Genomic DNA, 13,007 nt, shown 5'->3' with positions numbered 1-13,007 from the left:
GCAACCGAGATGCGCTGGCAATGTTTCCCGGACTTTTTACACAACCTCTTACGCTATCTTGAAAGGTTGACTTGATTATGCTTCATCAATTTTCCCGTTGTGAACTGGCCTTCGGACCGGAAGGCCTGGAAAAACTGAAAAACAGCACGGTGGCCGTCCTGGGAATCGGCGGTGTCGGCTCTTTTACAGTGGAGGCGCTGGCCCGTACCGGTGTCGGCAAACTGGTACTGGTTGACAAAGACGTGGTGGATATCACCAACATCAACCGGCAGATTCACGCTACGCTAAAAACGGTTGGTCAACCGAAATCCGAGCTGATGAAAGAACGCATCGCTGCGATCAACCCGGAGTGCGAAGTGGTGACGCTGCAGATGTTCTACAACGAAGAGACATCTGAACAGCTGTTTGCCCACAAGCTGGACTACATCGTGGACGCGATGGATACCATGTCGGCGAAGCTTCACCTGATCGTGGAGGCAAAGCGTCGGAACATCCCGATCATCTCCAGCATGGGAGCGGCCAACAAAATGGACCCGACCCACTTTGAAGTCGCAGACATTTCGCAAACCAGCTACGACCCGATTGCCAAGGTGATTCGCCGCGAGCTCCGCAAAAAGGGAATCTACAAAGGCGTAAAAGTGGTGTATTCCAAAGAAATCCCCGTAACCATCCGGGAAGACGTGTTAAACGAGATCGCCAACCCGAATTCACCGATCAGCAAGGCGCGCCGCCCTCCGGCAAGCAATGCCTTCGTCCCGTCCGTTGCGGGATTGATTCTGGCCAGTGTGGTTGTCCGCGACATTCTCGATTGGCAGCCGGTTAAAGGATAATAGGATAGAAAAAACTGCGTGTGTAGGCACGCAGGGAGACTGTCGAAAAAGGGATTCGTGTCTATCCGGGACCGATTTCTCCGCTCCGTGACGATTCGCGGGGGCATCGCCAAAGCCGCGATAGGCGGAAGAACGGTCTGCTCCACACTCTGACACTTTGTCATCGCTCTGGAACTCCTTATACGGGAGTTCTTTTTTTTTGCTAATACAATACCCCGTTCCTTGCCAAAGCATCGAAGTTTCGTTTATGCTATGATATTGAGAAACCCCATAGGAATGGAAGGAATTTTCGGATGGATCTTTTTTCACTGGCCTACGAACAACAGGAATCGGGCAAAGCGAAGCCGCTTGCCGCTCGCATGCGTCCGCAGACGATTCAGGATGTCATCGGCCAAACGCATATTCTGGCTCCGGGCAAACTGCTGCGCCGGGCCATTGAGGCGGATCAGGTTTCGTCCCTGATCTTTTTTGGCCCGCCGGGAACGGGAAAAACGACACTCGCCAAGGTCATTGCCCGTTCCACCAAATCCCATTTTGCCGAGCTAAATGCGGTTACAGCCGGAGTGGCCGACATTCGCCGCGTTGTGGACGAGGCAAAAGAGCGGTTAATCATGGAAGGACGCCGCACGACGCTGTTTGTCGACGAGATTCATCGCTTTAACAAATCACAGCAGGACGCCCTGCTGCCCTATGTAGAAGAAGGCACCATCATTCTCATCGGGGCTACAACGGAGAACCCGTTTTTCGAGGTAAACGCGGCCTTGCTCTCCCGTTCGCAGATTTTCCCGCTGGAACCGCTCTCCTCCGAGGAACTTCGCCAGATCATGATGCGGGCGTTGACGGATGAGGTAAACGGTTTGGGTGAACTGAACGTAACGGTGGAGCCAGAGGCAGCCGATCACTTGATCCAATACGCGGAAGGAGATGCGCGCCGCCTGTTGAATGCACTGGAGCTTGCGGCGACAACTACCCCGCTGGGGAAGGACGGCCGAATTGTCATCACCCTGGATGTCGCCGTGGAGTCGATCCAACGGCGTGCAGTCCGTTACGACAAAAGCGGAGACAACCACTACGACACCATCTCCGCCTTTATAAAATCCATTCGCGGATCGGACCCGGATGCGGCCCTTTACTGGCTGGCGCGAATGATTGATGCCGGTGAGGATCCCCGCTTTATCGCGCGCCGCCTGATCATCTCGGCTTCTGAAGACATTGGAAATGCGGATCCTCATGCCATTACCGTGGCCGTTTCCTGTTTTCAGGCGCTGGAGCTTGTCGGCATGCCGGAGGGGCGGATTCCGCTGGCTCAGGCCACCACGTATCTGGCCTCGGCTCCGAAAAGCAACGCCGCCTACCTGGGAATCAACCAGGCGCTGGATCGGATCAGGACGGATGGGCACAAACCCGTACCGGTTCACTTGCGGGACCATAGCTACAAGGGTGCGGCCCGGCTGGGACACGGCGAAGGTTATCTGTATCCCCACAACTACCCGAACGGGTACGTGCCCCAGAAGTATTTTCCCGAAGGAGTGGAATACTCCTTTTATCAGCCCAAAGAGATCGGGTTTGAACGGGAGATTCGCCGCCTGCAGGAAGAACGACGGAATACTCCGTCCGGCAGGGCGTAAAACGGACATGCTCCCCCGGTATCATCCGGCAGGAGCATGCTTGGATTACGTGCGAACGTCGCCTTCCGCCCCCGGCTTATTGGGCAGGTCGCCGTTTTCATTCGGCTGCTTGCTTACTTCGCTTGCGCCGTAGCGCGCCTTATGGGCAATCGTGCCCGCCGGTTGATCGTACAACGTCGCGGAAGGATGGTTTCGACCTCGTTCGGAACGCTTGTTGGTTGCCATCCAGACTCACCCCCTGATGGTAGTGTATCCTCAATCAACCGTCTCATGAGTCGTGGTGCGAAGGTGAAGCAGACAAAGAGGTATAGAGGAGAGTTGTTGACCGTGAAGATTTCGACCAAAGGGCGTTACGGCCTTACGATCATGATGGAACTGGCGAACCGCTATGGAGAAGGCCCCGTTTCGCTGAAAAGCATTGCCCAGCGGCATGATTTGTCCGAGCATTACCTGGAGCAGCTGATTGCACCGCTCCGCAACGCCGGACTGGTCAAAAGCATCCGCGGGGCATACGGCGGATACGTACTGGCCAAAGAACCGGAGGAAATTTCCGCCGGAAACATCATACGCGTGTTGGAGGGGCCGATCAGTCCCGTGGAATTTGCCGAGGAGGAGGATCCGGCCAAACGCCACCTGTGGCTGCGCATTCGCGACAGCATTTCCGCCGTTCTTGACTCCACTTCGCTGAAGGATTTGATCAGCTATCAGGATGACAGTCCTTCTGACAGCTACATGTTTTATATTTAGAGGGTGAAAAATCGTGAGTTCTTACATTTATCTGGATCATGCTGCTACCACTCCGATGCATCCCCGCGTGGTAGAGGCCATGCAGCCCTACCTGACCCAGCATTACGGAAATCCGTCCAGCCTGCACGGCTTTGGGCGCCATTCGCGCATGGCAGTGGAACAGGCGCGTGATGAAATTGCCGCGCTGCTTGATACCGATCCGAAAACGCTGATTTTTACGGGCGGCGGGACGGAAGCGGACAACATGGCGATCATCGGGGTAGCCATGGCCAACCGGGAACGGGGGAAACACGTTATCACGTCCCAGGTGGAGCACCATGCCGTTTTGCACGCCTGCGAATATTTGGAGCAAATCGGTTTTGAAGTGACGTACCTGCCGGTTGACGAGACGGGAATGGTGCGATTGGAGGATGTAAAACAGGCCGTCCGCCCGGACACTACCCTCGTCTCCATCATGTACGGCAACAATGAAGTAGGCACGATCCAGCCGATCGAAGAGATCGGGATGTTTCTCCGCGAGCGGCAGGTGTATTTTCACACCGATGCCGTACAGGCATTCGGGATCGTTCCGATCCATCTCCGGCAGCTGCCGGTCGACCTGCTCTCTGTTTCCGCCCACAAGATAAACGGTCCAAAAGGGGTAGGAGCACTCTTCATGGCGAGGAACGTCACACACCTTCCTCTGATTCACGGCGGTTCTCAGGAGCGGAAACGCCGCGCGGGAACGGAAAACGTCGCCGGTATTGTCGGCTTTGCGGAAGCAGTGAAGACAGCCATGTCGGAGATGGATGAGCGGGTAGCCAAGTACCGGAAGATGCGAGGCGCGATGCAGCAGATCTGGCAGGATGCCGGTATTGAGTATCATGTCAACGGCCATCCGGAAAAATATCTGCCGCACATTCTGAACGTCAGCTTCCCTGGCGCAGAGACGGAAACCATGCTGATGAACCTGGATCTGGCGGGAATTGCGGCGGCTAGCGGTTCGGCCTGCACATCCGGCTCGTTGGAGTTGTCTCATGTGCTTCAGGCGATGTGCCTGCAAACAGAGCGGGCCCACTCGGCTGTTCGCTTTAGCTTCGGCATTACCAATACCATCGGGGAAGTGGAAGAGGCGGCGCGCAAAATTGCCTCGATCGTCCAGCGGCTGGTTCGGAAATCATGAAGAGCTGACCGCCGTCCCCCCTATCGCAGGTGCAGTGGCGGAACGGTTGTCAGAACAGGTGAAACGATTTACAATCAAACATGATCACCTAAGTTGAATCCACTTTGTAAAAAAGTGGATTCTGTACTTTCTGGAGGCGGTTTCCGTGTCGCAGCAGACGCTCCCGTTGTTTGCCGAAACGTACATACGCGGCTATGTTGCCCAAGAAATTTTTTACAATGAAGAAACATGGTACGGTGTGATCCGTCTTACCATTGAAGAAACAACGGAACAGTGGAAGGAATCGGACGTCATCGTGGTAGGAAACTTTCCCCGCCCGCATCCGGATGAATTGTACACGTTCTACGGGGAATGGAAGACTCACCCAAAGTTTGGCCAGCAATACGCTGCCCGACGGTATGAAAGGGAGACGCCGAAAACGAAGGCCGGCGTGGAGCGATACCTGGCAAGCGGGCTGTTCAGCGGCATTGGGAAGAAGATGGCCAAGCGCATCGTCGAACATCTGGGAGTGGATGCCTTGACGATCATCGCCGACCACCCCGAACGCTTGTCGGAGGTGCCGGGGATTTCCGAGGCGCGGGCCAAGCAGATTTTTGAGTCCGTCCTGGAACATCGTTCCCTGGAGCGAACCATGGTGTTCTTGTACGAATTTGGAATCGGTGTCAACCTGGCATTGCGCATTTACCAGACGTACAAGCTGGAGACGTTGGATATCCTGACGCAGCAGCCCTACCGGCTGATTGAGGACATCCAGGGAATCGGGTTTAAGCGGGCAGACGACATCGCCCGGGCGACGGGAATTGCCGCTTCTTCCGAAGAGAGGGTAAAGGCGGCGGCGCTCCATGTTTTGCAGGAGTCCTCGTACGGGGAGGGGCATGTGTATCTGCCGGCAGAAGAACTGTGTGAAAAAACCCTTCGCCTGCTGGACGATTGCGGCGGGCATGCGTTTTTGCGGGAGGACATTACGGCTGCCGTAGAACGGCTCTTCCACGACAAGAAGGTGGTATGGGACGAGGAGCGGATCTATTTGCCGTCCCTGTTCTTTGCGGAAATCGGCTTGGCCAAGCGCTTGCGGCATTTTGCCGAGAGGAGCGACTTCGCTTCTTTTCCTGCGTCTGAGTTTTACCGTGCCTTGGGTGCCGTCGAAGAAGAACTGGGGATCAGCTACGCCTCAACGCAGCGGGAAGCAATTGAACAGGCCATGTCAACGGGCTTGATGCTGTTGACAGGCGGGCCCGGAACCGGAAAGACGACAGTGATTCGCGGGATATGCCGCGTCTTTGCCCAGCTTCATGGCATCTCCCTGGACGTAAAACAGTACGACCCGCACGAGAATCCATTTCCCATCCTGTTGGTTGCCCCGACAGGCCGAGCGGCCAAGCGAATGACAGAGACGACCGGGCTGCCGGCGATGACGATTCATCGCTTGCTTGGCTGGAAGGGAGAAGGATTTGAGCACGACAATGAGCATCCCATTCGCGGCAGGCTGCTGATCGTCGACGAGATGTCGATGGTGGATGTCTGGCTGGCCAATCAGCTTTTTCGGGCGGTGCCGGACGACATGCAGGTGATTATGGTGGGTGACCCTGATCAGCTTCCTTCGGTTGGGCCAGGAAACGTGCTGCAGGACATGATCCAATCGGGAATCTTGAAGCGCATCCAGTTAACCGAAATCTACCGCCAGGCGGAAGAGTCGTCGATTATCCGCCTGGCGCATGACATTCGGCAGGGAAAAGTCCCGTTTGATCTGTTGGCCACAACTGCTGACCGGCGATTTTTCACAAGTTCGCCACAAGATGTGATCGAAGTTGTGAAACAAATTTGCCTCGGAGCCGTAAAAAAAGGTTATACAGCAAAAGATGTACAGGTGCTCGCCCCCGTATACAAGGGGACTGCCGGCGTCAACCAGCTCAACGAAGAGCTGCAGGCCTTGTTTAATCCCAAGACTCCCCAAAAGCGCGAGGTTACCTATGGAGAAACGACTTTTCGCAGCGGAGACAAGGTGCTGCAGTTGGTTAACAACGCCGACGAGCAGGTATTTAATGGCGACATGGGTGAGATCGTCGCCATTTTTCACCCCAATGAAAATGCAGGGAACGAAGAGATGATGGTGGTCTCGTTTGACGGCCGGGAAGTGGTGTACAAGCGGTCTTCCTATCACCAGCTGACCTTGGCGTACTGCTGCTCGGTTCACAAATCACAGGGCAGCGAATTTCCCATCGTGGTGATGCCGTTTGTGCGGAATTACTACCGCATGCTGCGGCGAAAGCTCGTCTATACAGGTGTCACCCGCAGCAAGTCATTCCTGATTATGTGCGGGGAACCGGAAGCTTTTCGCACGGCAGTGGAAAACGATGACGAGGGTGTGCGCTACAGTTATTTGGAAGCGCGTCTTAAAGAAGCATGATGCTGGAACAGTTTGTTCAGGATGTGCCCCTTCGTTTCGCCAGATACTAAAAAGGCGGAAGGAGGAAGCCCAGAATGCGCAAAGCATTGGATGTAGTGGGATTGCCGATCATTTGTCTGAAGACAGGGGAAGAGATCGGCAGTGTCCGGGACATTCTCTGCGACCCAGAGTGGCGTGTCTTGGGAGTCTTGCTGAATGAACAGGGGTGGTTCCACCCTGGCTCCTATATTCCTTCCGAGAGTATTCAGGCGGTGGGGGATTCCTGTCTCACCGTATCGGGGAAAGACGCCATCACGTCCTTGCATCATCTCGCCGGCTTGCACCCGGTCCATATTGTCACCGGTAAAACGAAGCTAAAGGGAAAAGCGGTCATAACAGCTTCCGGCGAGCTCCTGGGCAGATTGGAAGATGTTTACTTCTCTGCAGATTGGGAGAAACTAGTAGGGTACGAACTGTCGAACGGTTGGCTGGCGGACGTCACAGAAGGACGCAAACGCGTGACCGCTCCGCCGTCGGTCACCATCGGGGAGGATAACCTGATTGTGCCGGACTGGGTTCGTAGCCAGGCGTGAAATGGAGGATTACGTGATGCGTGTCATATGCCCGAATTGCAGTTCAAAAGACATCGGAAAAATTGGAACCAATCAGTATTACTGTTGGAACTGCTTTATTGAAATGAGCGTTGCCGGCGATCAAATTTCTTCTGTATACCAGGTCGAAGAAGACGGTTCTCTGCATTCGCTCAACGATCTCTTTATCGAGGATCAGGCCGTTCCAACACAGTTGAACATGTAGTCAAAACAGCCCGGAGGTGTCAATCGAATGGTCGGACGCAACCTGTTAGGCCTCATTGCGACAAGCGGCATACTTGCAGCGGTGGGGTATCTGCTCATTCCGCGCCGCCGCAACCGGTTCGCGCTGAACCTCAATCGCTTGCCCTTCTCCCTCCGTGACATCAGAAGATGGGCAAACATCAGCCGCAAGCTGATCCGCGCCGTTGCCCGTTAACGGATTCAACGCAAAACGCCCGATGACAAATCGGGCGTTTTGCTTTGGCTGTTAAGGGACCCGCACGAGTTAAGACTCCGGTTGTTCCATCATCCGCTTTTGCTGCCGGTTTTTCATTCGTCCCAGCACGATTACACCGATGACGATAATCGCGACAACAATCCATTTGAATACCGGATTGGCATCAAAGAAACTGCTGATCAACTTTTCATGCGTGATCATGCTGCCTGCCGTATACGCAAGAACACCAGCCCCAAAATAAATGACCACAGGGTAGCGCTCCATGATTTTCAGGACGAGTGTGCTGCCCCATACCATAATCGGTACGCTGATCAAAAGACCGATGACGACCAGGAGAAAGCTGCCGTGTGCTGCGCCGGCTACTGCTATCACATTGTCCAGTCCCATCACCGCATCAGCGACGATGATCGTCCGAATGGCTGCCCACAAGCTTCCGCCGGCTTTGATCGATTCGTGGTCACTTTCCTCTGACAAAAGCTTAAACGCAATCCAGATCAGCATCAGGCCTCCGACGAGGAGCAGACCCGGGATTTTCAGCAGCCACACGACTGCCAGTGTAGCCAGGGCCCGTATGACAACGGCTCCAACGGTTCCCCAAAAGATTGCTTTTTTCTGCTGATGGGCAGGCAGGTTGCGTGCTGCCATCCCGATGACAATGGCGTTGTCTCCGGCCAATACAAGATCAATCACAATGATGGCGAGTAGTCCGGACCAAAATTCCGGTGTAAAAATCATTTCCATGTTTTCTCCATCCTCCTTCTTTTCTCATGATAGTTTGTCTCAAGAAAAACAAAACGACCCTTACCAAACCGGTAAAGGCCGTTCAAACAGAAAAAGACCTTTACCGGACAGGCAAAGGTCTTGCTTACAACGTAACGTTGCCAACAAAGCCGGGGATTTCTCCCGGAATGACGACTTTGCTGCGAAAAAGCTACTCCCCTTTGGAGAATATGATCTTGTATTACTATACTAAGCCAGTGAAAGAAAGGTGTCAACCCGTACATGATAAGCGTGCGGAATGCACACGCTAAAAAGTACGAAGAAAGGTAGGGGGGAGTAGCGTGGAAGACTTCCGCCGCAGTCGATTTTTTGTCGTATCCGTTTCGGTTATTCTGCTGTTGGTCATCGCGAATCTGCTCTGGTGGCTGCGCCCCGTCATCAAGACGGGGGTACAATTGCTGATGGAAGTGATGTTGCCGTTTCTCGTCGGGCTGATCATTGCCTACCTGCTCCATCCCATTGTACAGGCGCTGGAAAAACGCAGGGTGCCTCGGTTGATGGCCGTCCTTTTGATCTACATGTCGTTCGTTCTGATCATCTCCATCGGGCTGGTTAACGCTATCCCCATTTTTACTCGCCAACTGGTGGAGCTGTCCGACGATATACCCCGCCTGACTGGTTGGTATCACACATGGATGAGCGAATGGGAGGACCATAAATACTTTTTGCCTGACAGCATTTCGCTGGGAGTCGATCGGGTCATCGTCCAATCCCAGGAGCGGCTGGCGCACAGCATTACGGAATTGGTCAACAACGCCCGCAGCACGTTGGGCAAGCTGCTGGCGTACGCAGTGGTCCCCTTTATCGCTTTTTATCTGTTGAAGGACATGAAGGTGCTGCACCAGGCCGGCCTTTCCGTCGTGCCGCAGCGGTATCGGAAGCAAGTGATTGCCGTCCTGCGCGACGTGAACGAGTCGTTGGGCAACTATATACACGGACAGATGATCGTAGCCTTGATCGTCGGCGTGTGTGCGTACCTCGGTTTCTGGTGGATCGGCATGCCGTATCCGTTCGTATTGGCCTCTTTCGTCTGTCTGACCAATGTCATTCCTTACATCGGTCCGATTATTGGCGCAGCCCCGGCTGTTGTGGTGGCGTTGACCATCTCAACCAAAATGGTGATTTTGGTGCTGGTCGTCAACATCGTCATTCAAATTATAGAAGGCAACATCTTATCGCCCAATATCGTGGGCCGCTCCCTTCATTTGCATCCGCTCATGATCATCTTTGCCCTGCTGGCGGGAGAAGTGGTTGGGGGCATCATCGGCCTGATCGTGGCCGTACCTGTGCTGGCCGTACTGAAGGTCGTGATTAGCCGCATCGCCCTGATTCTCCATGAAAGTTGACAGTCCCCGGCAAAAAAATTTATAATACGATCAATTGAATGTCCTGACAGATGATCGATGAAGGAACGAGTAGGTTACAGCCCTTCTACAGAGAGGACGCTCCCAGGTTGAGAGGGTGTCCAGAAGAAGAGTGACCGAAGGCTGCTCCCAAGACCGGGCAAAAACCGGCGGCTAGACACCGTTACCCGTCAACAAAGCGACAGGCGTCCGTCCAAATGGACAGTGCGTCTGTAAGCAGGGTGGTACCGCGAGATAAAGCTCTCGTCCCTGAGGGGATGAGGGCTTTTTTATTTATCCATGAAATCAAGGAGGCAGTAGACATGAAGAAACTGACAGGCAGTCAAATTCGCCAGATGTATCTCGACTTCTTTAAAAGCAAGGGACATCACGTAGAGCCGAGCGCTCCCCTGATCCCTCATGATGACCCGTCCCTGTTGTGGATCAACTGCGGGATGGCACCGTTGAAAAAGTATTTCGACGGCCGTGTCGTGCCGGACAATCCGCGCATCGTCAACTCGCAGAAGTCGATCCGCACCAATGATATCGAAAACGTGGGCCGCACCGCGCGCCACCACACTTTCTTTGAGATGCTGGGGAACTTCTCCATCGGCGACTACTTCAAGGAAGAGTCCATCACATGGGCGTGGGAATTCCTTACGAGCCCGGAATGGATCGGCTTTGATCCGGAAAAGCTTTCCGTGACCATCCACCCGGAAGACGAAGAAGCATTTGAAATCTGGCACAAAAAAGTGGGCATTCCGAAAGAGCGCATCATACGCCTGGAAGGCAACTTCTGGGACATCGGGGAAGGCCCAAGCGGTCCCAATACCGAGATCTTCTACGACCGCGGCGAGCGCTTCGGCAACGATCCGAACGATCCGGAGCTGTACCCGGGCGGTGAGAACGAGCGCTACCTCGAGGTATGGAACCTGGTGTTTTCCCAGTTTAACCACAACCCGGACGGCTCCTACACGCCGCTCCCCAAGAAAAACATCGATACCGGCATGGGCCTGGAGCGGATGGCCTCCATCATTCAGGAGAAGGACAACAACTTTGAAACCGACCTGCTGTTCCCGCTGATTGAAGCGACCAGCAGAATTTCCGGTGTGGCCTACAAGCAAAGCCCTGAAACGGATGTGGCGTTGAAAGTAATCGCCGACCACGCACGTACCGTCGTGTTTGCCATCGGTGACGGCGCCCTGCCTTCCAACGAGGGAAGAGGCTACGTCATCCGCCGTCTGCTCCGTCGCGCCGTTCGAATGGGGAAAAAGCTGGGCATCGAGAAGCCGTTCCTCTACACCCTGACGGAAACAGTCGGCTCCATGATGGGCGACTACTACCCGGAAGTGGTGGAAAAGCGCGCCTTCATCGAAAAAGTAATCCGCGCCGAGGAAGAGCGTTTCCACGAGACCCTGAACGAAGGTCTGGCCATTCTCTCCGACATGGTCAAGGTAGCAAAAGCGGAAGGGAAGGACCGACTCACCGGTCAAGATGTGTTTAAAATGTACGATACGTACGGTTTCCCGGTTGATCTGACCGAGGACTTCGCCAGCGAACAAGGTCTCGCCATTGATCGCGATGGCTTTGATAAAGCGATGGAAGAGCAGCGTGAACGCGCCCGCGCCGCGCGTCAGGACGTGGACAGCATGCAGACGCAGGGCGGTCCTTTGAGCGATTTGACGGTTACGAGCGAATTTGTTGGATATACTGAATTGGTAGCGACTGGAAAGGTGGAGGCGATCGTCGCCGACAACCAACTGGTAAACGAGGCGGAAGAAGGTCAAACCGTTCAAGTTGTGCTGAACCGCACGCCGTTCTATGCGGAAAGCGGCGGTCAGATCAACGACGAAGGCATCCTTATCTCCGACTCCGTCAAGGCACGTGTAACCGACGTTCAAAAAGGGCCAATGGGCCAAAACGTTCATACGGTCATCGTCGAAGCAGGTACGCTTCGCGTTGGTGAGGAAGTACGTGCCGAAGTAAATCGCGAAGCGCGTCTCGACATTACGAAAAACCACACGGCTACTCACTTGCTGCACCAGGCCCTGAAAGACGTGCTTGGCACACACGTAAACCAGGCAGGTTCTTTGGTAGCCCCTGATCGTCTCCGTTTCGACTTCACGCACATCAGCGCCGTGACGCCGGAAGAACTGGAGCAGATCGAAGCCATAGTCAACCAGAAGGTGTGGGCGAATCTGGCTGTGGAAATCATGAACAAACCGATCGCAGAGGCAAAAGCAATGGGAGCGATGGCTTTGTTTGGCGAGAAGTACGGTGATATCGTCCGCGTGGTCAAGGTGGGAGATTACAGCCTGGAGCTGTGCGGCGGCTGCCACGTAAATAACACGGCGGAAATCGGTCTGTTCAAGTTGGTCAGCGAAAGCGGCATCGGCGCCGGCACTCGCCGGATCGAAGCGGTAACAGGCCGGGGAGCCTACCAATACCTGAACCAGCAGTTGTCTACCTTGAAGGAAGTGGCAAACGCACTGAAAGCTCCTCTGCTGCAGGAAGTCCCTGCTCGTGTGGAAGCCCTGCAGCAGCAGTTGAAAGACGTACAGCGCGAGAACGAATCCCTGCGTGCCAAACTGGGCAACATCGAGGCGGCTTCCCTGTCCGAACAGGTGAAGCAGGTGGAAGGCGTCACCGTTCTCGCCGCTCGCGTATCGGCTACCGACATGGACAATCTGCGCGGCATGGTGGATGAACTGAAGAACAAGCTGGGTTCCGCCATCATCGTACTCGGTTCCGCTGAAGGAGACAAGGTAAACCTCGTGGCGGGTGTAACCAAGGATTTGATGGAGCAAGGCTTCCATGCCGGCAAAATCATCAAGGAAGTGGCAACACGCTGCGGCGGCGGCGGCGGCGGTCGTCCCGACATGGCACAGGCCGGCGGCAAAGATCCGGCCAAACTGCAGGAGGCGTTGGCCCTCGTGAGTGAACTGGTGAAAAACCAGGCAGTTGCCAAGTAAAAGGCTCCTGCACAAGCCGTACGAAAAATAGCGAACAAACAAGGATTCGACTTCGTGCAAGGCGAATACACATGGTAGCAGAACCATCTCAAGAGAGGGGATTGCTCTT

The 13,007-nt window shown here is 54.7% G+C and carries 12 protein-coding genes; 10 read left to right on the top strand and 2 right to left on the bottom strand.

The window, feature by feature from the left end; translation table 11 throughout:
- Positions 1-77: 77 nt before the first annotated feature.
- Together ACE99V_RS04465 and ACE99V_RS04460 are read left to right on the top strand one after the other, a co-directional pair.
- The gene (locus ACE99V_RS04465) at positions 78-830 is read left to right on the top strand and encodes a tRNA threonylcarbamoyladenosine dehydratase (protein WP_400489835.1); all 753 of its coding nucleotides are present in this window, start codon (positions 78-80) and stop codon (positions 828-830) included.
- A 293-nt stretch (positions 831-1,123) separates the two neighbouring features.
- Complete coding sequence (locus ACE99V_RS04460; protein WP_400489834.1) at positions 1,124-2,458, top strand: replication-associated recombination protein A; 1,335 nt, start codon at positions 1,124-1,126, stop codon at positions 2,456-2,458.
- Positions 2,459-2,503: 45 nt separating this feature from the next.
- Here the strand turns inward: ACE99V_RS04460 and ACE99V_RS04455 are convergent, their stop codons facing one another.
- On the bottom strand, positions 2,504-2,683 hold the full coding sequence (locus ACE99V_RS04455) for a hypothetical protein (protein WP_400489833.1): 180 nt from the start codon (positions 2,681-2,683) through the stop codon (positions 2,504-2,506).
- A 102-nt stretch (positions 2,684-2,785) separates the two neighbouring features.
- Between ACE99V_RS04455 and cymR the strand changes: the two genes are divergently transcribed.
- The 6 genes from cymR to ACE99V_RS04425 all read left to right on the top strand — a co-directional run bounded on the left by cymR (position 2,786) and on the right by ACE99V_RS04425 (position 7,782).
- Positions 2,786-3,205 (top strand): cysteine metabolism transcriptional regulator CymR, encoded by a 420-nt coding sequence (cymR, locus tag ACE99V_RS04450; protein ID WP_400489832.1) that lies wholly within the window; start codon positions 2,786-2,788, stop codon positions 3,203-3,205.
- 13 nt (positions 3,206-3,218) lie between these two features.
- Positions 3,219-4,367 carry a cysteine desulfurase family protein gene (locus ACE99V_RS04445; protein WP_400489831.1) on the top strand — a complete coding sequence of 383 codons (1,149 nt, stop codon included), beginning with the start codon at positions 3,219-3,221 and terminating at the stop codon, positions 4,365-4,367.
- 145 nt (positions 4,368-4,512) lie between these two features.
- A complete protein-coding gene (gene recD2, locus ACE99V_RS04440; protein WP_400489830.1) occupies positions 4,513-6,774 on the top strand; it encodes an SF1B family DNA helicase RecD2 in 2,262 nt (753 codons plus the stop codon).
- 74 nt (positions 6,775-6,848) lie between these two features.
- Positions 6,849-7,346 carry a PRC-barrel domain-containing protein gene (locus ACE99V_RS04435; protein ID WP_400489829.1) on the top strand — a complete coding sequence of 166 codons (498 nt, stop codon included), beginning with the start codon at positions 6,849-6,851 and terminating at the stop codon, positions 7,344-7,346.
- A 16-nt stretch (positions 7,347-7,362) separates the two neighbouring features.
- Positions 7,363-7,569, top strand: coding sequence for a YrzR-like zinc ribbon domain (locus ACE99V_RS04430; RefSeq protein WP_400489828.1), 207 nt, complete (start codon positions 7,363-7,365; stop codon positions 7,567-7,569).
- A gap of 27 nt (positions 7,570-7,596) precedes the next feature.
- On the top strand, positions 7,597-7,782 hold the full coding sequence (locus ACE99V_RS04425; protein WP_400489827.1) for a hypothetical protein: 186 nt from the start codon (positions 7,597-7,599) through the stop codon (positions 7,780-7,782).
- Positions 7,783-7,851: 69 nt separating this feature from the next.
- On the opposite strand, the gene ACE99V_RS04420 is transcribed toward ACE99V_RS04425, so the two are convergent.
- The gene (locus tag ACE99V_RS04420) at positions 7,852-8,544 is read right to left on the bottom strand and encodes a TerC family protein (RefSeq protein ID WP_400489826.1); all 693 of its coding nucleotides are present in this window, start codon (positions 8,542-8,544) and stop codon (positions 7,852-7,854) included.
- A 320-nt stretch (positions 8,545-8,864) separates the two neighbouring features.
- Here ACE99V_RS04420 and ACE99V_RS04415 point away from each other — a divergent pair, with 320 nt between their 5' ends.
- Together ACE99V_RS04415 and alaS are read left to right on the top strand one after the other, a co-directional pair.
- Positions 8,865-9,929, top strand: coding sequence for an AI-2E family transporter (locus tag ACE99V_RS04415; RefSeq protein ID WP_400489825.1), 1,065 nt, complete (start codon positions 8,865-8,867; stop codon positions 9,927-9,929).
- A gap of 320 nt (positions 9,930-10,249) precedes the next feature.
- Complete coding sequence (gene alaS / locus ACE99V_RS04410; RefSeq protein ID WP_400489824.1) at positions 10,250-12,898, top strand: alanine--tRNA ligase; 2,649 nt, start codon at positions 10,250-10,252, stop codon at positions 12,896-12,898.
- Positions 12,899-13,007: the final 109 nt, after the last annotated feature.

Source organism: Brevibacillus soli (assembly GCF_044759095.2).
GTDB lineage: Bacteria > Bacillota > Bacilli > Brevibacillales > Brevibacillaceae > JBIYSM02.
Note: the sequence above shows the minus strand (reverse complement) of the source record. Positions and strands in the feature narration are given on the sequence as shown.

Excerpts from the sequence above, each read along its gene's own strand:
- ACE99V_RS04465 (WP_400489835.1), top strand. The coding sequence starts at position 78 with ATGCTTCATCAATTTTCCCGTTGTGAACTGGCCTTCGGACCGGAAGGC.
- ACE99V_RS04460 (WP_400489834.1), top strand. The coding sequence starts at position 1,124 with ATGGATCTTTTTTCACTGGCCTACGAACAACAGGAATCGGGCAAAGCG.
- ACE99V_RS04455 (WP_400489833.1), bottom strand. The coding sequence starts at position 2,683 with ATGGCAACCAACAAGCGTTCCGAACGAGGTCGAAACCATCCTTCCGCG.
- ACE99V_RS04435 (WP_400489829.1), top strand. The coding sequence starts at position 6,849 with ATGCGCAAAGCATTGGATGTAGTGGGATTGCCGATCATTTGTCTGAAG.
- ACE99V_RS04430 (WP_400489828.1), top strand. The coding sequence starts at position 7,363 with ATGCGTGTCATATGCCCGAATTGCAGTTCAAAAGACATCGGAAAAATT.
- ACE99V_RS04425 (WP_400489827.1), top strand. The coding sequence starts at position 7,597 with ATGGTCGGACGCAACCTGTTAGGCCTCATTGCGACAAGCGGCATACTT.
- ACE99V_RS04420 (WP_400489826.1), bottom strand. The coding sequence starts at position 8,544 with ATGGAAATGATTTTTACACCGGAATTTTGGTCCGGACTACTCGCCATC.
- alaS (WP_400489824.1), top strand. The coding sequence starts at position 10,250 with ATGAAGAAACTGACAGGCAGTCAAATTCGCCAGATGTATCTCGACTTC.